At 69.0% G+C, this 21,531-nt stretch carries 19 protein-coding genes; 9 read left to right on the forward strand and 10 right to left on the reverse strand.

The genetic code is table 11. The features are described from left to right. Positions 1-2: 2 nt before the first annotated feature. Positions 3-1,148, reverse strand: a complete 1,146-nt coding sequence (locus tag ACFOWZ_RS33925; RefSeq protein WP_382378036.1) for an exonuclease domain-containing protein — start codon at positions 1,146-1,148, stop codon at positions 3-5. A 32-nt stretch (positions 1,149-1,180) separates the two neighbouring features. After that, positions 1,181-3,454 carry a LuxR C-terminal-related transcriptional regulator gene (locus tag ACFOWZ_RS33930; protein WP_382378037.1) on the reverse strand — a complete coding sequence of 758 codons (2,274 nt, stop codon included), beginning with the start codon at positions 3,452-3,454 and terminating at the stop codon, positions 1,181-1,183. Positions 3,455-3,703: 249 nt separating this feature from the next. On the opposite strand from ACFOWZ_RS33930, the gene ACFOWZ_RS33935 reads away from it, so the two are divergent. After that, positions 3,704-4,756 carry a cytochrome P450 family protein gene (locus ACFOWZ_RS33935; RefSeq protein ID WP_382378038.1) on the forward strand — a complete coding sequence of 351 codons (1,053 nt, stop codon included), beginning with the start codon at positions 3,704-3,706 and terminating at the stop codon, positions 4,754-4,756. Here the strand turns inward: ACFOWZ_RS33935 and ACFOWZ_RS33940 are convergent. Genes ACFOWZ_RS33940 through folP form a run of 3 tightly spaced genes read right to left on the reverse strand, consistent with a single transcriptional unit; the run spans position 4,713 to position 6,822 of the window. Continuing rightward, entirely contained in the window at positions 4,713-4,997 is a 285-nt protein-coding gene (locus ACFOWZ_RS33940) for a hypothetical protein (RefSeq protein ID WP_382378039.1), read from the reverse strand. The genes ACFOWZ_RS33935 and ACFOWZ_RS33940 overlap by 44 nt on opposite strands. Before the next feature lie 48 nt (positions 4,998-5,045). After that, a complete protein-coding gene (locus tag ACFOWZ_RS33945; protein ID WP_382378040.1) occupies positions 5,046-5,984 on the reverse strand; it encodes a hypothetical protein in 939 nt (312 codons plus the stop codon). Position 5,985: 1 nt separating this feature from the next. Beyond that, complete coding sequence (gene folP / locus ACFOWZ_RS33950) at positions 5,986-6,822, reverse strand: dihydropteroate synthase (RefSeq protein WP_030468385.1); 837 nt, start codon at positions 6,820-6,822, stop codon at positions 5,986-5,988. Between the two features lie 62 nt (positions 6,823-6,884). On the opposite strand from folP, the gene ACFOWZ_RS33955 reads away from it, so the two are divergent. The 5 genes from ACFOWZ_RS33955 (at position 6,885) to ACFOWZ_RS33975 (ending at position 11,088) form a co-directional block, all read left to right on the forward strand. Continuing rightward, positions 6,885-7,922: a DUF2786 domain-containing protein gene (locus ACFOWZ_RS33955; protein ID WP_382378041.1), complete on the forward strand. Its 1,038-nt coding sequence runs from the start codon at positions 6,885-6,887 to the stop codon at positions 7,920-7,922. Positions 7,923-7,983: 61 nt separating this feature from the next. Continuing rightward, positions 7,984-9,198: a TolB family protein gene (locus ACFOWZ_RS33960; protein ID WP_382378042.1), complete on the forward strand. Its 1,215-nt coding sequence runs from the start codon at positions 7,984-7,986 to the stop codon at positions 9,196-9,198. Positions 9,199-9,247: 49 nt separating this feature from the next. Next, a complete protein-coding gene (locus tag ACFOWZ_RS33965) occupies positions 9,248-9,730 on the forward strand; it encodes a hypothetical protein (RefSeq protein ID WP_035910469.1) in 483 nt (160 codons plus the stop codon). Positions 9,731-9,792: 62 nt separating this feature from the next. Continuing rightward, complete coding sequence (locus tag ACFOWZ_RS33970; protein ID WP_382378043.1) at positions 9,793-10,065, forward strand: GlsB/YeaQ/YmgE family stress response membrane protein; 273 nt, start codon at positions 9,793-9,795, stop codon at positions 10,063-10,065. A gap of 690 nt (positions 10,066-10,755) precedes the next feature. After that, positions 10,756-11,088 (forward strand): hypothetical protein, encoded by a 333-nt coding sequence (locus tag ACFOWZ_RS33975; RefSeq protein WP_382378044.1) that lies wholly within the window; start codon positions 10,756-10,758, stop codon positions 11,086-11,088. Here the strand turns inward: ACFOWZ_RS33975 and ACFOWZ_RS33980 are convergent. Next, positions 11,085-11,912 carry an SWIM zinc finger family protein gene (locus ACFOWZ_RS33980; RefSeq protein WP_382378045.1) on the reverse strand — a complete coding sequence of 276 codons (828 nt, stop codon included), beginning with the start codon at positions 11,910-11,912 and terminating at the stop codon, positions 11,085-11,087. The genes ACFOWZ_RS33975 and ACFOWZ_RS33980 overlap by 4 nt on opposite strands. Next, positions 11,905-14,880 (reverse strand): DEAD/DEAH box helicase, encoded by a 2,976-nt coding sequence (locus ACFOWZ_RS33985; RefSeq protein WP_382378046.1) that lies wholly within the window; start codon positions 14,878-14,880, stop codon positions 11,905-11,907. Before ACFOWZ_RS33985 ends, ACFOWZ_RS33980 begins: the two co-directional genes overlap by 8 nt. Positions 14,881-14,910: 30 nt before the next feature. Here ACFOWZ_RS33985 and ACFOWZ_RS33990 point away from each other — a divergent pair, with 30 nt between their 5' ends. Together ACFOWZ_RS33990 and ACFOWZ_RS33995 are read left to right on the forward strand one after the other, a co-directional pair. Further along, on the forward strand, positions 14,911-16,377 hold the full coding sequence (locus ACFOWZ_RS33990; protein WP_382378047.1) for an aromatic amino acid ammonia-lyase: 1,467 nt from the start codon (positions 14,911-14,913) through the stop codon (positions 16,375-16,377). A 48-nt stretch (positions 16,378-16,425) separates the two neighbouring features. Further along, a complete protein-coding gene (locus ACFOWZ_RS33995) occupies positions 16,426-17,226 on the forward strand; it encodes an alpha/beta fold hydrolase (RefSeq protein WP_382378048.1) in 801 nt (266 codons plus the stop codon). Positions 17,227-17,636: 410 nt separating this feature from the next. Here the strand turns inward: ACFOWZ_RS33995 and ACFOWZ_RS34000 are convergent, their stop codons facing one another. Together ACFOWZ_RS34000 and ACFOWZ_RS34005 are read right to left on the reverse strand one after the other, a co-directional pair. After that, the gene (locus ACFOWZ_RS34000) at positions 17,637-17,921 is read right to left on the reverse strand and encodes a MoaD/ThiS family protein (protein ID WP_382378049.1); all 285 of its coding nucleotides are present in this window, start codon (positions 17,919-17,921) and stop codon (positions 17,637-17,639) included. A gap of 34 nt (positions 17,922-17,955) precedes the next feature. Next, positions 17,956-19,035, reverse strand: coding sequence for a WD40/YVTN/BNR-like repeat-containing protein (locus ACFOWZ_RS34005; protein WP_382378050.1), 1,080 nt, complete (start codon positions 19,033-19,035; stop codon positions 17,956-17,958). Between the two features lie 142 nt (positions 19,036-19,177). On the opposite strand from ACFOWZ_RS34005, the gene ACFOWZ_RS34010 reads away from it, so the two are divergent. After that, entirely contained in the window at positions 19,178-20,860 is a 1,683-nt protein-coding gene (locus tag ACFOWZ_RS34010; RefSeq protein ID WP_382378051.1) for an acyl-CoA dehydrogenase, read from the forward strand. On the opposite strand, the gene ACFOWZ_RS34015 is transcribed toward ACFOWZ_RS34010, so the two are convergent. Beyond that, complete coding sequence (locus ACFOWZ_RS34015) at positions 20,857-21,486, reverse strand: TetR/AcrR family transcriptional regulator C-terminal domain-containing protein (protein WP_382378052.1); 630 nt, start codon at positions 21,484-21,486, stop codon at positions 20,857-20,859. The genes ACFOWZ_RS34010 and ACFOWZ_RS34015 overlap by 4 nt on opposite strands. Positions 21,487-21,531 lie beyond the last annotated feature (45 nt).

The raw sequence follows: 21,531 nt of genomic DNA on the forward strand, positions 1-21,531 counted from the left end.
GATCACAGCGCACCGCCCGTGAGCTCACCGAGCAGTCCTGCGAACAAGTCCTCGGACACGACAGGAATGCCGTACGCGCGCGCCTTGTCCGCCTTGCCCGACATGGTGTCCGGATCCGCCGCGATCACCAGCGCCGTGCGTTTGGTGACGCCGCCCTTCACCGTGAGCCCCGCCGACGACGCGCGGCTCTCCCACACGTCACGCGGCTCACGCATCTCGCCGGTGAAGACGACGAGGTCGCCCAGCGAGAGCCGGACAGAGGGCCGCAACACCTCGGCCACGTCGACCCCGAGCAACGACGCGACCAGCCGGAGATCGGCTTCCTCGTCGGCGGACAACCGGCCGTCCTCCCACGCCACTTCGGCCAGCGCGGCGAGGTAACCGCGGTGCAGCTCCATCACCTGTGGCAGGCCGAGGTCGAGCGCCTGAGCCACGTCGAGCAGCTCCTCCTGCTCGTCCACCGAGAGGTGCCGGTCGACCAACGCCCGGTCCAGCACGTCGAGGTACTCGTCGCCCCACGGCGTCTCCACGCGGGGCAGCAGTCGCACGAGCTTCGCAAGAAAGTGTTGTTCGGCCCCATGAGCGCGGGTGCGTTGCACCGCGAATGCACCGGTTCGCGGCAGTTCCAGCCGCACCGGCTCGACGTCACCCACGCGGTCAAGGCAGCGCACGAGCAGACCCGCGGACGCGCGCGCGTCGTGCAACGCGGAGTGCGCGACGCCCATCGGCACTCCGGCCACCGAACAGCACGCGGCGAGCGAACGCGACGAAGCACCGAGGTACCGTCCGGCGAGTTCCATCGTGCACACGCCCGACGCGGGGAGCTCGTGCCCCAGCCGGGCAAACTCCGCCTGCAGGAACCGCAGGTCGAACGACAGGTTGTGCGCGACGAGCACCCGGCCGGAGAGCCTCGCGGCGAGCTCGGGCGCGATGGCGGCGAAGTCCGGTGCACGGCGTGCCTCGGCCGCGGTGATGCCGTGGACGTGCTGGGCCCCGAGGTCACGTCGCGGGTTGACGAGCGTGCACCACTCGTCGACCCGGCGACCGGTCTCGTCGACGTGGACGACGGCGACCTCGATCACCCGGTGGTGGTGACCAGGTGAGAGCCCGGTGGTTTCGACGTCGACGACCGCGTACGCGTTGCCCATGCCGGGCCTGTCGTTCGGACCCGTGCTTTCTGTTATCCGCTGTCATCCGATAGGACTAACGCGAGCTCGCCGCGGGTCGTGATGCCGAGCTTCGCGTAGGCGTTCGAGAGGTGGTTGTCGACGGTGCGCACGGAGATCACCAGCGACTCGGCGATCTCCCGGTTCGTCAGTCCTCGCGCGGCCAGGGCGGCGATCTCGCGCTCCCGCCTCGTGAGCGCCGGTGCCGTCATGAGGGCCAACGCGGGCGTGCGCGCTCCTTGGCAGAACGCGACCAAACGGCTGAACAACGCACGATCCCCCGATGCCGCAGCAGCTTCCGCCGCGTGCAGCATCATCCCGGCCTCCTCGAACCGGGCCGCCACCGCGACCAGCGCCGCGGAATCGTTGCGCACCAACGCATCCGCATGCGCGGCGTAAACCGGCACCAGCAACCCGGTGGTCGTCTCGGCGAGCTCACGAAGCCGGGCGGCCGCACCATCCGCGTGCCCGAGCCGCACGGCCTCGTACAGCATCAACGCCTCCGCGGCGAACTCGCCGTGCGCGCGGAAGTCTGCGGCGGCTTCGAACGGCGACGTGCCGCCCGCCCAGATCCGCGCGTCCCACAGCCCGTAGCGGGACGGTCGCATCCCTTGCGGTACTTGCTTCTCCGCGGCGGCGAGCAACTCTCTCGCGTCGTTGCCCAACATCGCCTCTATGGACGCAAGTAAGCACAACTGGGCGAACGGCCGCACGGTTCGAGCTTCTCGCAGCAACCTGCGCGCGTCTTCCAGCTGACCACGCGCCCGTGCGATCCCAGCCCGCGCGACCGCCCATGTGGACCGCATGGAGTCCCACTCGGACTTCTCCTCATGCGCTTGCACGGCAATGCGTTCCGCGCCGGCCAGGTCGCCGTGCAACGACAGCGCGAACACCTCGGCGAACCGCGTGGTCTCCCACGCCAACGTGTGGTCCTCACGCTTCGGCACCTCGGGAAACGGTCCGACGTACCGGCCCTCCACCGCGTCGATCATCGCGAGGATGGCGGCCTCTTCCGGTTCCTCACCGGTCAGCATCGCGCGCGCTTCGGCGTACTTCCCCGCGTCGAACAGCAGGTTCACCCGTGCGGCGTTCATCTCGAGCATGCCGGCGGCCTCTTCGACGCGCCCGAGCCCCCAGGCCAGGTTCATCGCGCGAATGGCGCGCACCACGGGTGAGTCGTCGTCGGTGGAGACCATCGCGAAGACCTCTTCGGCCTCCGCCGGCCGGTCGCTGAACACCAAAACCTGCGCCAACAGCAGACCGGCCTCCACACCACCACCAACCGCCCATGCGGCACGTGCGAGTCGTTCTGCCAGTGCAACCGCACCTCTCGCAGTGGCCATCTGCGCGGCGGTCAACAGCAGGGACGGGTCGTCTGCCGTTCCGCTCTCAAGACGCAACACTGCAACACGGAGCGGATCGTCGAGCACCGAAGCCAGATAGCGCTGATGGTTCCGCTTGCGCAAAGGCGGGCACTGCGCGCGCAACACCTCGCCGTACAACGGATGCCCCAGCCGCAGTCCGTCGTCCGTCACGACGACAAGGCCGTCCAACGCTTCGGAGGCGGCCAGGTCGAGCGGCTCGCCGAACGCGAGCAGCTCCAGGACGCGGCGATCCTCGTCCGGCACCGCGGCGAGGTGCGCCTCGATCAGCTCCACCAGGCGCGGCGAGAGGGGCAGCGGGCCTTCCAACGACCAGATCCCGTTGCGCTCGACCCACTCCGCCGCGAAGTGCATCTCCCGCAGCAGCAACATGTTGCCCGCGCAGGCAGTCCACAGCCGTTTTGCCGACGTGCTCTCCACGGCACCGCCCAGCACGGTGGACAGCACCTCGGTCACCTCGGCCTGCCCGAGCGGTGGCAGCTCGATGCGCGGCAGCAGCTCGTCCTTCCACAGCGCCACGACGGGATCCGGCATCCGTTCGCCCGACCGCAACGTCGCCACCACCACGGCCTCGCGGTGCTGAACGAGCATGTGCAACAAGCCTGCCGACGCGTCATCGAGCAGATGCATGTCATCAACAACTACAACGCGCCCCCGCAACACGTCGTGCGCTGCGTGCAGCATCGCCAACGGCGAGGGCTCCACCGACGGCAAGAAGGGCGCCATCACGCCGAGCGGAATCACCGACATCGCCGCGGTGGCTCGCAGCCGGACGTCGCACGCCACCTCATCCACCAGGCGCGTCTTGCCGACACCGGCCGATCCGGCCACGATCAGCCCGGCGCCGCGCACCGCACGCCGGACCGCGACGAGTTCGGCGTCCCTCCCCACGAACGGCCACCCCATCCCGCCAGGCTAGTGCCGCAACCGGCAACCTTCACCGCGTCTTCCGGCGCCCAGCAGGGCGCCTCGCGGCACCGGCCCCACGCCCACAGCCGACCAGGATGAGGACGCGGGGCCGGCACCACGATGCACCCGTCTGAACGTCGAAATACGGGGCAAAGGCTGCCGGTTGCGGCACTAGGTGATCCGCGACCGGGAGATGGGTGATCGCCTACTCATGCCCCTGAACAGCCCAAACGCCACGCTGAGACCATGAGCTTCTTCAGCGATCCGATCCCGTACTTCGACAAGTGGCTCGAGCAGGGACCCGCGCTGGTCGAGACCCCGGACGGCCAGACGTCGTGGATGATCGCCCGCTATGACGACGTCGTGCAGGCACTCAGCCACCCCGGCCTCAGCAGTGCGTTCATGCCGGGCGGAATGCTCAACCACACCGACCCGCCGGAACACACACGACAGCGCAAGCCCATCGCGCGCGCGTTCTCCACACGGCGAGTGGAGGCGCTACGGCCGCGCATCCAGCAGATCACCGACGAGCTGTTGGACACATGGGAGACCGAAGAAGAGGTCGACGTCATCGGCACGTTCGCCTACCCGCTGCCGATCGCCGTCATCTGCGAACTTCTGGGTGTGCCCGCACAGGACAGGAACCTGGTCCGCACTCTCTCGTCCGAGCTGATCGCACCGGAGACGATGGTCGACGCCTACGGCCGGTTCGCCGTGTACGTCCAGAACCTCCTGGACACCAAGGAGCCCGGCGACGACGTCATCACCGAGCTCCGCGACGAACCGAACCTCGTGGCGAACCTCGTGTTGCTCATCACAGCGGGCCACGAGACCACCGTGCAGCTCATCGGCAACGGTCTGCTCGCGCTGCTGCGCGATCCCGCCATGAAGCGGAGGCTGATCGACGACCCGATCCTGATCCCGGACGCCGTCGAGGAGCTCCTGCGCTTCGACGGGCCGTTCCCCACGGGGCTGATACGCGTCGCGACCTCCGACGTGGTGATCGGAGGGGTCACGATTCCGAAGTCTTCACAGGTCATGATCTCGCTGGGGGCAGCGAACCGGGACCCGTCCCGGTTCGCGGATCCTGACGTGTTGCAGCTGGGCCGAAACGCACACGTCGCGTTCGGGCACGGGATCCACTACTGCGTCGGGGCGCGGCTGGCTCGCATCGAGGGCGAGATCGCGTTCAGAACGCTTCTTCGGCGTTTCCCGGAACTCGCGCTCGCCGCTGAGCCCGAGTGGCGGGAGTCATTCATCCGAGGCTTGGCATCATTTCGCGTGCGACCGAAGCCCTGACGGCGGCACGGGCCGCCGACAGGTCGTCGACGGCGTAAATCTCCGGGCAGGACGCGATGACGAGGTCCTTGTCCGACGCGACGGTCAGCAAAGAAGCTTTCTCCGTCAACGACTTGGCTTGCCGGACAACTCCCTTGGCATCGACGCGGATCAACGTGACCCACGTCTCTGACCAGGGAAAGTCCGCGACGGCGCTGGATTTACGCAGGCCTTCCACATCGAACTCGGCAAATCTGGGCATGACACCAAGATAACGAGTCGAGGTTGCGGAAAGTCAAAGATCACCCTTTCACCGCAATGCCGCCAGCAGATGAGACAGGTTGACACCAACGGCGTCGGCCAACCGGCGGACGACTTCCGGAGCAGGTGCCAACGGGTGTGTCTCGCGGGTGAACGGCAGGCCTTCACCACCCGAAAACTTCGATTGCGGAGTAACGGGCGCGAGGATCGGGTAGACGCGCCAGCGCGGCACCTTCGAGTCCGCCATGGCGAGCGTGTTCTCGTGCCACAGCATCACGGCGGATTGCCGCACATTGCGCGCGAGAACGCATCCGTAGCCGGTCAGCGTGATTGCGCGCGCGGCGGCCCGCACGGGGTTCCGGAAGTCCCCGTCCACGACCCACACGCCGTTCATGACCTCCGCGGAGAGGCCCTCCGCCTCCAGCGCCGCGAGGGTCTCCGCGTGCTGGTCGTCCGCGGCCGCCGTGGCCAGTTCGACGACCTCCTGGACCTCCGAGGCCGTCACAACGCGCGCGCCGGCCTCCGTGGAGGCGTGCAGGAGCCGTTCGACGTGACGGTCCTCCGCGTAGGCCGCCCACTCCTGCGCCTTCTCCCACGCCGACCGTGCGATGACGTCGGCCTCGGAGCCACCACGCAGCCGTGCGTCCTGCAGCAGCTGTGCGAGCACCACGGCGATGACCGAGCTCAACAGCGCGTCGTCGTGCGACTCGTCGTCCTCGGGCACGAGAGAGACGACGAGGTCACGCAGTTCAGCGCGCCAGCTCTCGTCGCCGGCCCACACGCCGATGGCGAGCAGGTTCAGGTAGTGGTCCGCCATGGCCATCCGCACGAGCAACGGCTGAGAGGCCGCCTCACGGGCGTCGCGGCGCGCGGTCGCCTTCACCTGCTGCCGTTCCGCGGGGTCGATCACGCTCACACGGATCTTGTCGAGCTCGTCGAGGAAGTCGTCCCACCGGTTCTCCGAAAACCGGGCGAAGACGTCGTCCACCTCATACCTCCAGCGCAAGTCGAGCGACGGACTCGAGTACTCGTCTGGTGCGCGCCACTTCGTGCGCGCGGAACACCGCGGCGCCCGCCAACGCCGCGATCGCCGTCGCGACGAGGGTGCCCTCGACGCGCTCGTGCAGTTCTACGCCGAGGGTCTCCCCGACGAAGTCCTTGTTGGACAACGCCATCAGCACCGGCCACCCGGTCGCGACCAACGCGTCCGTGTGCCGCACCAGCGCGAGGCTGTGCCATGTGTTCTTGCCGAAGTCGTGTGTGGGGTCGATCAGCACGCTCTTGCGAGGCACACCGAGTGCGACCACCCTCTCCGCGTGCGCGGTCGTCTCCGCGATGACGTCCGCCACGAGGTCCGGGTAACTAACCCTATGCGGCCGCGTACGGGGTTTCACACCGCCCGTGTGCGAGCAGACGTAGCCGGCGCCGTACTCCGCGGCGACCTCGGCCAGGTGCGGGTCGGCGCCCGCCCACGTGTCGTTGAGCAGGTCGGCACCGGCCTCGCAGGCGAGCCGGCCGACGTCCGCACGCCACGTGTCGCTGCTGATGATGAGGTCCGGGTACGCCTCTCGTACGCGCGCGATGAACGGCACGACGCGACGCACTTCTTCGTCGGAGTCGACGAGGTCGCCGGGGCCCGCCTTCACGCCGCCGATGTCGACGATGTCCGCGCCCTCGTCGACGACGCGGTGGACGGCCTCCATCGCGACGTCCTCGGCGTAGGTGGCGCCCTTGTCGTAGAACGAGTCCGGGGTGCGGTTGATGATCGCCATCACCAGCGCGTGGTCGCGGACGACCGTCCGGCCGCGGAACTGGAGCTCGATCACATCCCGTGTCTACCAGGTGGTCCCCGACCTTGGCACATGGCGGACGTCTCATACTGCCTGTCGTGGAACTGGTGAAAGCGGTCGACGGGCTGTGGCAGCGGGGCTGGCTGCCCTACGACGTTCGCGAGATGGTGTCGCGTTCGCTCGACGAGTCGGCCACCTCCCTCGTGGTGGACGTGATCGCTTTGTCCTGTTCGCCTCATCCCGCGGCGACCGTGCACCCGCGCTGGCAGCGGCAGCTCGACGAGATCGGCGCCTCCGTGTGGTGGGAAGGACCGTTGCTGGAGGCGTGGGCCGAGCGTCATATCGAGACACTGCCGTTCGCGTCACGCACGGCCTCTGAGCTGTTGGCGTACCTCGTCCGGTTTCCCTCGTTGCCACGCATCCTGCCGTTGCCGGGCGACGGGTTGATGTCGGCCGTGCGCGCGGGAGTCGACCCGAAGGTGCTCAACCGCGTACGCGGGCTGTTGGCGAAGGCCGAGTCGACCTCGTTCCCCGAGGAAGCGGAGGCGTTGTCAGCGAAAGCCCAGGAGCTGATGAACCGGCACGCGCTCGAAAGGGCGATGCTGGACGCGGACCTGCCGGCGCTCGCGACGTCGCGGCGGATGTGGCTCGACAAGAGCTACTTCAAGGAGAAGTCGCAGCTCGTGCAGGTGGTGGCCAAGGCGTTCAGGTCGCGTGCGGTCGCCTACGACGGGTTCGGGTTCGTCGCGCTGGTCGGCGACGAGGTGGACCTGGAGAGCATCGAGCTGCTGTCGACGTCGTTGCTGGTGCAGGCGACGCGGGCGATGGTCGCCGCAGGTGGGCGTGCGGGCAAGGGCAGCGAGGCGCGCTCCCGGCCGTTCCGGAAGGCGTTCCTGGTGGCCTACGCGTCGCGGATCGGCGAGCGGCTGGAGGACGACGCTCCCGTCTCCGACGAGCGGTTGCTGCCGGTGCTGGCCGATCGCAAGCAGGCCGTGGACACGTTGTTCAACGAGATGTTCACGCGTACGCGCACCTCGCGCGTGACGGTGCGGTCGGCGGCGGGGTGGGGCGCGGGCCGTGCCGCGGCGAACGTGGCCGACCTCGGAACCGGTCGAAGTTCCGTGACTTCGGGCTAGGCTGGTGTCGCCGCCCCGCGACCTAGGGTGGTGCACGTCCGTGTTCGGCAAATCTCTCGTTGTGACCGCTGTGCTCGTGGTGGGCCTGTCGTCGTCGGCTTCCGCGTCGTTCTCGGTGCTCAGACCTCTGACGCGCGGCAACGGCGACTCCACGACACCGGTGATCAGCGCTGACGGGCGCTATGTCGCCTTTCCCTCTCTCGCGTCGAACCTCGTGCACGGAGACCGCAACGGTGTGTCCGACGTTTTCGTTTCGGACTTGCGGACCGGTGTCGTGCGGTCCGCGTCGCGTGGCGGGAACGGGCCGTCGTTCGACCCACCCGCGTTGAGTGCGGACGGACGGTTCGTGGCGTTCGTGTCGTCGGCGTCGAACCTCGTCCCCGGTGACACCAACGGCGTCGACGACGTGTTCGTGACGGACATGCGCACCGGACGCGTCGAGCGCGTGAGTGGTGGGAACGGTCCGGCGTACGGCAGTCCGGCTATGTCCGCCGACGGGCGTTACGTGGCGTTCCGGTCGGAGGCGTCGACGTTGGTGGAGGGGGACACCAACAGCGTGGCGGACGTGTTCCTGACAGATCGCTCTTCGGGGAGGGTGACGCGCATCAGCACGTCGGCTTCCGGTGTGCAGGGCGACAAGCTCGTGCACCACGGCCTCGCGATGAGCGCCGACGGACGGCTGGTCGTCTTCCCCTCCGCCGCGACGAACCTGGTGCCGGGTGACACGAACGGCAGCGTGGACATGTTCGTGAAGGACGTTGTTTCCGGTGCGGTGGAACGGGTCAACGTGTCTGCTTCAGGTGCGCAGACCTCCTCCTACACGTTGATGCCGGCCATCACGCCTGATGGTTCGCGCGTGTTGTTCGTGGCGTGGGGCGACACGTTGGTGCCCGGTGACACCGAGGACACACCGGACATCTTCATGAAGGACCTGCGCACCAAGGCGATCACGCGGGTGAACACGCGTCCTGACGGGACGGTGTCGGACGCGCAGCCGTACCAGCCGTCGGTGAGCGCGGACGGCCGGTTCGTCGTGTTCTCGTCGCTGGCCTCGAACCTGGTGCGACACGACACCAACACCGTGGACGACGTGTTCCTCAAGGACGTGGTTTCCGGTGCCGTCGTCCGCCTGAGCGAGCGCTTCGGCAGGCAGGGCAACAACTTCTCGGTGGCGCCGACGATCAGCGCGGACGGCTGCACCGTGGTGTTCGCGACGCTGGCGAAGAATCTCTGGGCCACCCCTTCGAGTGAACTCCTCGTTCACAACCGCCTCTGAAGCCCCCAACCCGGAAAAACCGTCAGACCCCCTCCCTAACGTCGACCCCATGACATCCACCTTCCACAACGAGATCAAGCTCGGCGAGGTCAACTACCGGCTGAGCGCGACGACGGACTCGGACGAGTCCCTGGTGCTGGACCTGCTGGGATCGCTCGACTCGGGCGAGGTGATCGCGGACGGCCGCCTTCGCATGCCCGTCGAAGGCGGCGCCACGGTCGGCAAGCTCCTGTCCCGCGTCCTGGGCGCCCACACGCGCCTGCGCAGCCGCCCGAGCCGCCACGCCAACGCCAACCAGCCCTGGACCGAACCCCTCGACACCGAACTGCGCACCGCCTGGCTCGCCCCGATCGACAACAACCCGACCGCACTCATCAAGTTCCTGGCCGAAGAGATGCAACGCTCCGCCACCGCCATCCGCGCCCGCCTGGCGAGGGTGGGCTGCGACCCGGACGTCCCGGGCCGCGAACTGTCCCCGGCGGCCGCCGCGCTGCTAGGGGGAAAGTCAGGGACCACTCAGGGAAAGACCTGATTCGCCAGATCCCTGCCCGGCGGACCCTGGAGTAGCAAGCACCAGAGTCTCAGGGGGTAACAGTGGAAATCAGCGGCTTGTTCACCGCGCTGCTCTTCGGAGCCGTCATCGGCGGTCTGGGCCGGCTGGTGGTCCCGGGCAGGCAACACGTGTCGCTGCTGGCGACCATCCTCGTCGGCATCGTCGCCGCCCTCCTGGGCACCGCGGCGGCCACCGTCCTGGGCGTGGCCGACACACCGGGCATCGACTGGATCGAACTGGCTCTCCAGGTAGGCCTCGCCGGCGCCGGTGTGGCCCTCCTGGCCAACCGCTCCAGGCCAAAACTCCCCCACTGACCCCACCGTGCACGGGCGGTCCCCGCCGCCCGCCCACCCCGGCCGACCCCACCACCCGTCACGCCGCGCCCGCCGATCCGACCCGAGCCGCCCTGCCCACCGCGCCACCGCGCCCGGTCCGCAGCGCCCCAACGGGTCCACGGCCCTACCTCGTCCGCAGGCGTCCAGCGAACGGCCATCACGCCCAGCCGCACCACGCACGCATACCTGCGACACGCTGGCAAGCATGCACACGAGAAGCTGTGCTGCACCACACGGCCAAGAACCCGAGCCGTCCTGTCTTCCGCCTCCCACTGCAGCCGGACCGCAGGCGAACCAACGGGGAAGGCTGGCCGCCGAGCAAACCGGCTCACTGCCCGCAAACCGTTGCGCGGACAGCCGCCGGCTCCAACTGCGCCGCGCTCGCGAGCATTCATGGCGCCGCCGAGCACTTCGCACCAAAAGCCTTGTGGTGGCAGGCCGTCAACGACCGAGTCGCCGTGTCTCCATCAACCAGCCCTCCAACCGCACCGTGTTGGCGTACATCCACTACTACCCGCAGCCACCTCCTGTCCGCACTCCACCCGATCAACAACCGAAAGGGCCCATCCCTATACGCACCAACACATCTCATCTGAACCGCTGACGCCGCAACGGCGACCTGATCACCCCACCCGCCGTCCAAACACAGTCCCGGTGCCAAGATGCGGCATGACTGATCACCGGCACGCCGTGCTGGAGGGAACCCGAATCCGCCGCACCACGACCCCGACCGATGCCGAGGTCGAGTCGGCGGTCCTCGGCATGGCCCGCGACAGCGTCGTGGTCCTGTCCGAGGCGGGCGACGACCACACCTACATCCAGGTGTGGCAACGCCCCGACGGTCTCTACCAGCTCGAGCACCGCGCCGGCTCGCCCGTCGAGCACTTCCAGACGATGACGGTGTCGGCCGAGAAGGTCCACACGGCCTTCGTCGGGTGGCTGCGCGACGGCCAGGGCTGGGCCGACGCGTTCACGTGGAAGGAGATCAGCGAGCTGTTCTAGTCGGTCGGCTTGAGCGCCTGGTAGGCCGGGCGCAGCAGGTCGACGAGGTTCGACTGACGCACGGTGATCGGCACGGCGTCGAGCTGGTCGAGCACCGCGTCCGGCCGCACCTCCGCCGTGGGGTCGCCGAGGGTCAGACTCGACGTCGTCTGCTTCTGCCAGAACGTGTCCAGGCACTTCGTCAGGGGTGGTGCTTCTTCGCGGGCCGCCACTGCTCGGGTGGTGCCGCGGAGCGTGCGGAGGCGTTCGAGGAGGTCCTCGCGGCTGCGGCCGCGCCAGGCGAGGATCTCGAACGGGTCGTTGTCGAACGACTCCGCCAGCAGGTAGCAGGTGGCGGCGAGGTGCTTGCACGGCACTTCCCAGTCCGGGCAGGTGCAGTCCATCGTCATCTCGCGCTGCGTGGCGGGGAAGAGTTGGAGGCCGAGCGAGGCGAACAGGGTTTCGATGTCGGCGGGCATCTCGCCTGCCAGCAGTTTGGCCGCGTACAGGGCTTTGCCCGCCAGGGCGTGTTCGATGCGCTGCCATTCCGGGGTGGTGAACGCCTTGATCGCGATGCGCGCCTTGTACGGCGTGGGTCGTGAGCCCTGCACCAGGGCGATCACCATGCTGGTGGAGAGGGAGAGTGACAGCACCTGGCCCTGGCGCGCGTAGTTGCGGCCGCGGCTGAGGCGGCCGCCCATGCCGAACGACTCGAGCACCTCGATGAAGCGGCGCGACCACCACGTCGTGCCGATGTCGCCACGTTTGCTCTTGGCCTTGAGGCCGTTGTCGACCTTGATGGTCTTGCCGTAGCGGGGGCGTTCGCCGGACCAGTGCTCACTCACCGACGGCCTCCCCGGACAGGGTCAGCAGGTCGCGCAGCTGGGCGGTCGACAGCTCGGTGAGCCAGTTCTCGCCCGCGCCGACGACGAGTTGGGCCAGTGCGCGCTTTTCCTCGATCATCGTGTCGATGCGTTCCTCGAGCGTGCCGATGCAGACGAACTTGCGCACCTGCACGTTGCGGCGCTGGCCGATGCGGAACGCGCGGTCGGTGGCCTGGTCCTCGACGGCGGGGTTCCACCAGCGGTCCAGGTGGATCACGTGGTTGGCCGCGGTGAGGTTGAGGCCGGTGCCGCCTGCCTTGAGGGACAACAGGAACAGCGAGGGGCCCTTGCTGTCCTGGAAGCGTTCGACCATGCGGTCGCGCGTCGCCTTGTTCGTGCCGCCGTGCAGGAACATCACCTCGGTGTCGAAGCGCGCGGCCAGGTAGGGCACGAGCATGCTGCCGAACTCGGTGAACTGCGTGAAGCACAACGCTTTGTCGCCTTCGGCGAGCACCTCCTCCAGGACCTCTTCCAGACGCGCGAGCTTGCCCGAGCGGCCGGCGACGCGGGAACCGTCGCCGAGGAAGTGCGCGGGGTGGTTGCAGACCTGCTTGAGTTTGGACATCGTCGCGAGCACGAGGCCTTTGCGGCCGATGCCTTCGGCTTCCTCGATCTTCTCCAGCATGTCGTTCACGACGGCCTGGTAGAGCGAGGCCTGCTCGGTGGTGAGGTTGCAGAGCTGGCGCATCTCGACCTTGTCCGGCAGGTCGCTGATGATGCGCGGGTCGGTCTTCACGCGGCGCAGCACGAACGGGTTCGTGATCTTGCGGAGGCGGGCGGCGGCGTCCTGGTCGTTGTGGCGTTCGACCGGGACGGCGAAGCGGGCGCGGAAGGTGTTGATGGTGCCGAGCACGCCGGGGTTGGCGAAGTCCATGATCGACCACAGCTCGGCCAGGCGGTTCTCGACGGGCGTGCCGGTGAGGGCAACGCGATGGCGCGCCTTGAGTCCGCGCACGGCCTGGGACTGGCGGGTCGCGCTGTTCTTGATGTTCTGGGCCTCGTCGAGGACCACGCGGTCCCAGGTGAGATCACCCAGGGCATCTGCGTCGCGGGCGGCGAGCGCGTAGGTGGTGAGCACCAGGTCGTGGCTCTCCACGGCCTCGCGCAACGCGTCGCCGTCCAGGCGGTCCGCGCCGTGGTGCACGTGCACGGTGAGCTCGGGGGTGAACTTCGCCGCCTCGCGCTGCCAGTTGCCGACGACCGACATCGGGCAGATCAGCAACGTCGGCGGGCGCTTGCCGTGGGCGCGGTTCAGCGCTTCGAGTGCCAGCAGCTGAACGGTTTTGCCGAGGCCCATGTCGTCGGCCAGGCAGGCGCCGAGGCCGATCTTGTCGAGGAACGCGAGCCAGGCCAGGCCGCGCTGCTGGTACGGGCGCAGCCGCGCGCCGAAGTTCGCCGGCGGTTCAACGGGTTCGAGCTGTTCGTCGGCCTTGCCGGACAACAGGTCCCCGAGCCAGCCGTCGGCCTCGACCGAGGTGAGCGGAAGCGGCAGGCTCTCGTCCTCCTCGGTGAGTCCGCTGTGGAGCATGACCTCCGCCGCGGTCATCTGCCCGCCGCCGCGCTTGAGGAACGCGAGACCCGCGGCGAGGCGCTTCTGGTCCACCTGCACCCACTGGCCGCGCACCTTCACCAGCGGCACCTTCGCCCTGGCCAGTTCGGCGAGCTCGGCGTCGGTGAGTGAGTCCTCGCCGAGAGCGAGCTCCCACTTGTAGTCCACAATGGACTTCAAGCCGATCTCGCTCTCCTTGGCCACGGTTCCGGCCGTGCCGCGGCTCTTCGTCGTGAGCTTCAGGCCCAGCTTCGTCTGCTGCTGCCACCACGACGGCAGCAGCACGCCGAACCCCGCCTGCGCCAGCACCGGCGCCGCCGTCAGGAACCGGTAAGCGCCTTCCGCTCCGATCTCCATCTCGGCCGGGTGCGAGCTGCGCAAGGCCTCGTCGAGGTCGGGGTGCAGCCTGCTCGCCCGGCCGAGGTCGGCCAGCAGGTGCTCCTGCGGTGCGGGGATCCAGCGGCGCAGCACGCCGTCGTCCGCGAACCACACCTGGTGCGCGGGCACCAGGACGCTCGGCTCGTCGACTGCCTGCAGGAGGAACTCGACGGCCCACTCGTCCTCTTCGCGCTGCTCCGGCGAGCGCAGCCGGAAGCACGTGCGCACAGGGCTCTCGTTGCCCGCGCTCGCACGCCACCGGTCGAGCTGCTCGCGCAGCTCGTAGAGCTCCACCGGGTCCGCGTCGAACGCGGGCTCGCTGGTGAGCGCGGCGAGCCACGCTTCCGCCGTCGTCGCGCGGCCACGTCGTTTCGGTGCGAGATCCAGGCCGTTCAACCGGTCGCGCACCTGCTCGTCGACCGCCGTCGTGAGCGCCGCGCGCACCAGTTCGGCCGGGTCGCTGACGATCTCCTCGCATCGGCAGGCGGGCGGCATCGCGGTCTGCAGTGCCGCGAACCGCGCCGAGTCCGTCCCCGACAGCACCGGAACCCACCGGGCGACGGCCTGGTCCGGTGCGACCGACGGCAGCACGCGTCCGCGATCCACGAGGTCGGCCGCGAACTTGAGCACGTCGAACACGAACCGCGCGGAGTCGCTCAGCCGCACCTCGGCACTGCGCTCCGGCGTGCCGGTGAGGCGAACCGTGGGCACGCCCCACTGCCGCAGCTGCACCTTGCCCCGCTGCGCGCGCCCGGCCGTCAACGGATCGCGCACCAGCTCCGGCGACGCCATCGGCCCCGACGGGAACGACGGCAGCAGCAACGCCCGCGTCGTCGTCTTGAGGCCTTCCTGCCCGAGCGCGACGGCCAGCGATTCGGCCGTCGCCGCGAACGGGTGCGGCGCGTCCCGGCGCGTGCTCTCACTGCGTGCGGGCAGCCCGGAATCCTCGGCCCACAGCGCGAGGACGCCGTCGGTCGTGCACAGGCCATGCAGTACGAGCACCTTTGAACCCTATGTGCTCACATTGGTGCCATGGTCGATGACTCCCCTGTCGTGCTGGACGGTCAGTCCCTCGGCGCCGACGACGTGGTGCGCGTCGCGAGGTACCACGCGCCGGTGGCCCTGCACGACGACGGACTCGCGCGGCTCGACGCGTCGTGGCACGCGAGCCAGCGCCTGGTGGTGCGCCGCCAGGTCTACGGCCGCACGACCGGTGTCGGCGCGAACCGCGACCAGATCGTCAGCACGGCGGGCTGGGCCGAGCACGGCCTGCGCCTGCTGCGCAGTCACGCGGGTGGCCTCGGCGGCATGCTCCCCGAGGAACAGGTGCGCGCCATGATGGTCGTGCGCCTCAACCAGCTCCTCGCAGGTGGCGCCGGCGTGCGCAGAGCCGTGGCCGACGCCCTGCTCGCCGCCCTGAACAGCAGCTGCTACCCCGGCGTGCACGAGTACGGCGCCATCGGCACGGGTGACCTCACCGCGCTGGCCGAAACCGGCCTGACCCTGCTCGGCGAGCGCTACTGGCTCGGCTCCACGCAGACCCCGGACCCGATCGAGCTCGACTCGGGCGACGCACTGGCGTTGATCAGCAGCAACGCCCTCACCATCGGCATGGCGGGCCTCGCCTGGCAGGACGCGCACCAGCTGCTCAAGGCCACCCACGTCATCGCCGCCCTGTCGTTCCTCGCGGTCGACGGCGCCGTCGAGGCCTACGACGAACGCGTGCACCTGGGCCGCCCGCACCCCGGCCAGGTCGCCGTCGCCGCCGAGATGCGCCGCCTGCTCGGCGCCCCCTCCCGGCCACCGGCCCGCATCCAGGACCCGTTCGGCTACCGCTGCTTCCCGCAGATCCACGGCCCGGCCGTCGACGCCGCCACCGACCTCGGCCGCGTGCTCGACGTCGAGTTCAACGCCGCGGCGGAGAACCCGTTGATCGTCGCCGACCACTTCGGCCCGGAAGACGACGCCGCCTACCACCACGGCGCGTTCCACAGCGCGTACCTCGGCCAGGCACTCGACCGGCTGAGGCTGTCGATGCTGCACACCGGCCACCTGTCGACCGCCCGCCTGGCGACGCTGGTCGAGCCGAACTTCACCGGCCTGCGCCCGTTCCTCGCCGAGGGCGTGCCGGGCAGCTCGGGCGTGATGATCCTCGAGTACAGCGCCAACTCCGCGCTGGCCGAGGTCCGCACCCTCGCCGAACCGGCGAGCATCGGCAACGCCGTTGTGTCGCGGGGCCAGGAGGAGAACTCGAGCTTCGCCTTCCAGTCCGCGTCCCAGGCCCTGCGTTCACTGGGTGCGTTCCGTCTGGTGCTGGCGTGCGAGGTGGTCGCGGCGGTCCGAGCCCTGCGACTGCGCGGCATCACGCCGGACACACCTGCACTGCGTGCGGCCTTCGAAGCCGCCGAGTCGAAGCTCAATCCGGACATGTCCGACCGCCAGCTCAGCCCGGACGTCGAGGTCGCTTCGAGCCTCCTCGACGACTTCGCCTCGTACTGAGATTCAGTTGAACAAGGGGGGCTCGGGCACCATGTGATGATCCTCTTCATGGGTATCGCTCATGACGAACTCGGCGACGGCGCCCCACTGCTCGTCGTACCGGGAGGCCCGCTGCTCGCCCCGTCGTACCTGGGCGACCTCGGCGGAATACCTGCCCGCCTGCACCTGCTGCACCTGCGCGGCACGGGGAGGTCCGGCCCCGCGGACCCGTCGGAACTGCGCTTCGACCTGCACGTCGACGACGTCGAGGCCTACCGCTCGGCCGCAGGTTTCGACCCGGTGGACGTGCTGGCGCATTCGGCGGGCGCGTCGATCGCGATCCGGTACGCACTGCGGTACCCGTCGCACGTGCGGCGGTTGGTGCTCGTGACGCCGAGCCTGCGAACCCTCGGCATCGGCGCGGACCTGACGCAGCTGCGGGCGAGCGCGGAATCCCGGTCTGATGAGCCTTGGTACCCCGAAGTCAAGGACGCGGTCGAGGCCGTGCTCGCCGGCAGCACCGCGGGAAGCGACTGGGCAGCGGTGACTCCTTTCTTCTACGGACGTTGGGACGACACGGCGCGAGAGCACGCCCGCGCGTCCGACGCCATGCGCGTGCCCAACGCCGCCACCGCCTACTACGCGGCGGGTGCACCGGTCGTGACGCCGGAGGAGTTGGCGGGGTTGGACGTACCGGTGTTGTTGCTGGCCGGAGGAGTCGACGCGCTGCCTTCACCTGCGGCGGCGGAGTCGGCGGCGCGGTTGTTCCCGCGCTGCAGCGTCGTGGTGCAGCCCGGTGCTGGGCACTACCCGTGGATGGACGACGCCGCGTACTTCCGGGGTGCGATCGCCGACTTTTTGGCGGGATAGCCCTTCGGGACTGGTGGGCGGTGTTGCTGGGCTGTTGGTGGTGGGGTGTTGATAGTGGCCGGTCGGTGGCGACGGCGGCCCGGCGGTTGGTGGCTGACGGCGGTGGTGAATGAACGCGGTGGCGGCCGCCGATGGAGGCGATGGCCGGACGGGGCGGCTGCTGACGGGAGCGGTCGCTGGCGGTAGTGGTGACGGTGGTCGGTGGTGGGTTGTCGCGCTGGGTCATTGGTGGCCAGCTGTCGCCTGGGTTGTTGGTAATGGGAACGGCAGCAAAACGGCTGGTACCGGCGCTCCGGCGTCGACGGCCGGGCGCTGGTGGGACGGTGGTGGGCGGGTGCGGCGCCCATCCCCCGGCACGTTGGTTGAAGTGGCGAGGCCGTGGGTGCGCTGGCTGGGGTGTGGTGCGGGGGTTAGCCTCCCGCTACTGAGGGGAGGATTTGGATTTCGGCGTCGGGCGGTAGTGGGGTGGCTGGGCCGGAGAGGCGGCGGCACTCCTCGCCGTTGACGTAGAAGTTCACGTAGCGGCGGAGGGTGGAGCGTTCGTCTCGCAGGCGGCGGTCCAGGCCCGGGTAGGTGTTGGCGAGCACGTCCAGGGCGGCGCCCAGGGTGGCTGGTTCGGGGACGTCGACGTCTACGTGGGAGGCGCCGTCGGTTGCTGTTCGGAGGACGCCTGGGATCAGGACTGTCACCTTCATGTCGGCACCGTCCTCGCCGGCGCGGGGTAGCGGGTCACGCTGGGATCACCGTTGCTCGGACCGACATCACGTCTGGGAGGTGGGCGGCTACCTGGTGCCAGGTCTCGCCTTCGTCGGGGCTCGCGTAGACCTCGCCTGAGCGGGAGCCGAAGTAGACGCCGGGGACTTGGGCGTTGTCGGTGCACATCGCGTCGCGCATCACGGCGGTCCAGAAGTTGTCCGGCAGGCCTGTGCCCAGGGGGTGCCAGGTGGTGCCTGCGTCGCGGGAGCGGTAGACGCGGCACTTTCCCTCCGGTGGGAAGCGGCGGCCGTCGGCTTCGATCGGGAACGTGAAGATCGTGTCCGGGTCGTGGGGGTGGACGACCATCGCGAAGCCGAAGTCGGTGGGCAGGCCGTCGGCTATGGACTGCCAGGAGTCGCCGCCGTCGTCGCTGCGGTAGACGCCGTGGTGGTTCTGGGCGTAGAAGCGGGACGCCTGGGCCGGGTGCTGGGCGACCTTGTGCACGCACTGGCCGAACTCCGGCCACGGGTCCGGGAGGAAGTACGCCTTGATGCCCTTGTTGCGGGCCTCCCAGGACTTACCGCCGTCCGCGGTGCGGTAGACGCCGCCGGTCGACATCGCCACGAGCACTCGGTCCGGGTCGACCGGGTCCGGCACGATCGTGTGGACGGCCTGGCCGCCGAAGCCCGCCTCCCACTCCGGGCGGTGCGGGTGGTTCCAGAGGCCCTCGACGAACTCGAACGAGCGGCCGCCGTCCGTCGACTTGAACAGGGCCGACGGCTGGGTGCCCGCGTACACGACGCCCGGCTGGGAGGCCGGGGCCGGTTGGAGCTGCCACACGCGCTCCAGCGCGGCGTCCTCGACCGGGAACGTGATCGGGGGCGACGACGACTCCTCCCAGGACGCGGCGAGATCGTCCGAAATGGACACGCCCGGTCCGAAGTGCGGGGAGGACACCCCGGCCAGCAGGCGGAGGCCGGCACGCGTGTCGAACGCGACCGCGTACACCTCCTGCATCGCGTGGTGCGGCCCGTCGACCTCCCACGTGACCCGATCCTCGCTGCGGGCGAGCCACAGCCCCTTGCGCGTACCGATCGCCACGACCACCGTCATCGCAACGCAGCCTCCCAACGAGAGAATGTGATGCGGAGCACGTTACGCCGGGGGTCTGACAATTTCTGAGCGTGCGGGAAACCCCACGTAGACCCACAAGTTACTCACTGGTAGCGTCCGAACGGAGACGAAGGAGGCGCCAGTGCTGCTCGACCCGAACCACTACGACCCCGCCCACCTCGACGACGAGACCCGCCGCCTGCTCAGGGCGACGATCGACTGGTTCGAGGCCCGCGGCAAGCGGCAGCTCATCGCCGACGCCCAGGACAAGGTCTGGTACACCGAGTTCCTCGACTTCGTGAAGCAGGAGAAGCTCTTCGCCACCTTCTGCACGCCGAGCAGCGTCGACCCCGCCAAGCGCTGGGACGCCGCCCGCAACGCCGCGTTCAGCGAGGTGCTCGGCTTCTACGGCCTCCAGTACTGGTACGCCTGGCAGGTCACGGTGCTCGGGCTCGGCCCCATCTGGATGAGCGGCAACTCCGAGGCCAAGCAGAAGGCCGCCGCCCTCCTCGACAGCGGCGCCGTCTTCGCGTTCGGCCTCTCCGAGAAGGAGCACGGCGCCGACGTCTACAGCACGGACATGATCGTCACGAAGACCGCCGACGGCTACCGGGCCAACGGCAGCAAGTACTACATCGGCAACGGCAACGTCGCCGGCATGGTCAGCGTCTTCGGCAAGATCGACGACGAGTACCTCTTCTTCGCCGTCGACAGCCAGCACGAGAACTTCAAGCTGGTCAAGAACGTCGTCGACAGCCAGATGTTCGTCAGCGAGTTCCGCCTCGAGGACTACCCGCTGACCGAGGAGGACATCCTCCACCGCGGCCCCGACGCCTTCTCCGCCGCGCTGAACACCGTCAACGTCGGCAAGTTCAACCTCTGCACCGCCAGCATCGGCATCAGCGAGCACTCCTTCTACGAGGCGATCACCCACGCCCACAACCGGATCCTCTACGGCAACCCGGTCACGAACTTCCCGCACGTGCGCCAGAACTTCGTCGACGCGTACGCGCGCCTCACCGCGATGAAGCTCTTCGCGGACAGGGCGGTGGACTACTTCCGGACCGCCGGCGAGAACGACCGCCGCTACCTCCTCTTCAACCCCATCACCAAGATGAAGGTCACGAGCGAGGGCGAGAACGTCATCGACCTGCTCTGGGACGTCATCGCCGCCAAGGGTTTCGAGAAGGACACCTACTTCACCCGCGCCACGGCCGACATCCGCGCGCTGCCCAAGCTCGAGGGCACCGTCCACGTGAACCTGGCCCTGGTGCTCAAGTTCATGCCGAACTACCTCTTCAACCCCAAGACCTACGACGAGGTCCCGTCGGTCCACGAACCGAAGGACGACGACTTCTTCTGGCACCAGGGCCCCGCGCGCGGCCTCGGCAAGATCCAGTTCCACGACTGGGAGCCGATCTACGCCGAGCACGCCCACCTGCCCAACGTGCAGCTGTTCCACGAGCAGGCCAGGGCGATCAAGACCCTGCTCACCACCGCCGCGCCGGACGCGGAGCAGCAGCAGGACCTCGACTTCCTGCTGAACCTCGGCCACCTCTTCACCCTGGTCGTCTACGGCCAGCTGGTGCTGGAGCAGGCCAAGATCACCAAGACCGACGCGAACGTGCTCGACCAGATCTTCGACGTCCTGGTCCGCGACTTCGCCGGCTACGCGACCGCGCTGCACGGCAAGGCCAGCAGCACCGAGGCCCAGCAGCAGTGGGCCGTCGCGCAGATCCGCAAGCCGCACGTCGACCAGGCCCGCTTCGACGCCGTCTGGCAGCAGGTCGCGCAGCTCTCCGGCCAGTACGAGATGCGCCCCTAGGACTGGTAGCGCTCCAAGCCCGCGATCAGGAGCTCGAGCCCGAACTCGAACTCCTGGTCGTGGTCGTAGGTGCCCAGCTCGTCGAGCACCTCGCCGGACAACGGAAACCTCGACGCGTCAACGTCTTCGTACGGCGACAGCGCGATCCCGCCGAGCTCCGGCGAGGTGGCGACCTCCCGCATCAACGTACCGAGCAGGTACGACACCATCGCGCGCATCATCCCGACGGCTTCCTTGCCGCGGAAGCCCGCCCGGTCGAAGTTCCTCAGCGCGGCCTCGATCGTCCGGATCCCGGCCTCGGTGCTCAGCCGCCGCGTCGCCAGCATCACGAACGCGCGCGGGTGTCGCTTGGCCAGCTGACGCACCGCACGCGCGTGCGCCCGGATGTGGTCACGCCAGTCGTCGCTGTCGACGTGGTACGGCTGCGCGTCCGCCATGATCCGCTCGGCCGCGAGGTCCACCAGCAGCGCCTTGTTCGGCACGTGGTTGTACAGCGACATCGTGCCCGCGCCCAGCTCAGCGGCCAGGCGCCGCATCGAGACGGCCTCCACTCCCTCGCGTTCGATCAACCGCACGGCCGCATCGACGATGCGGTCGCGGGTCAACGGTTCACGTGAGGTGGCCACTGGCGGAGACCATACGGCGTGGAGTAACTTCCCTGCGACGTACGG

Origin of the sequence: Lentzea rhizosphaerae (genome assembly GCF_042649515.1) — a bacterium.
GTDB classification, from domain to species: domain Bacteria; phylum Actinomycetota; class Actinomycetes; order Mycobacteriales; family Pseudonocardiaceae; genus Lentzea; species Lentzea aerocolonigenes.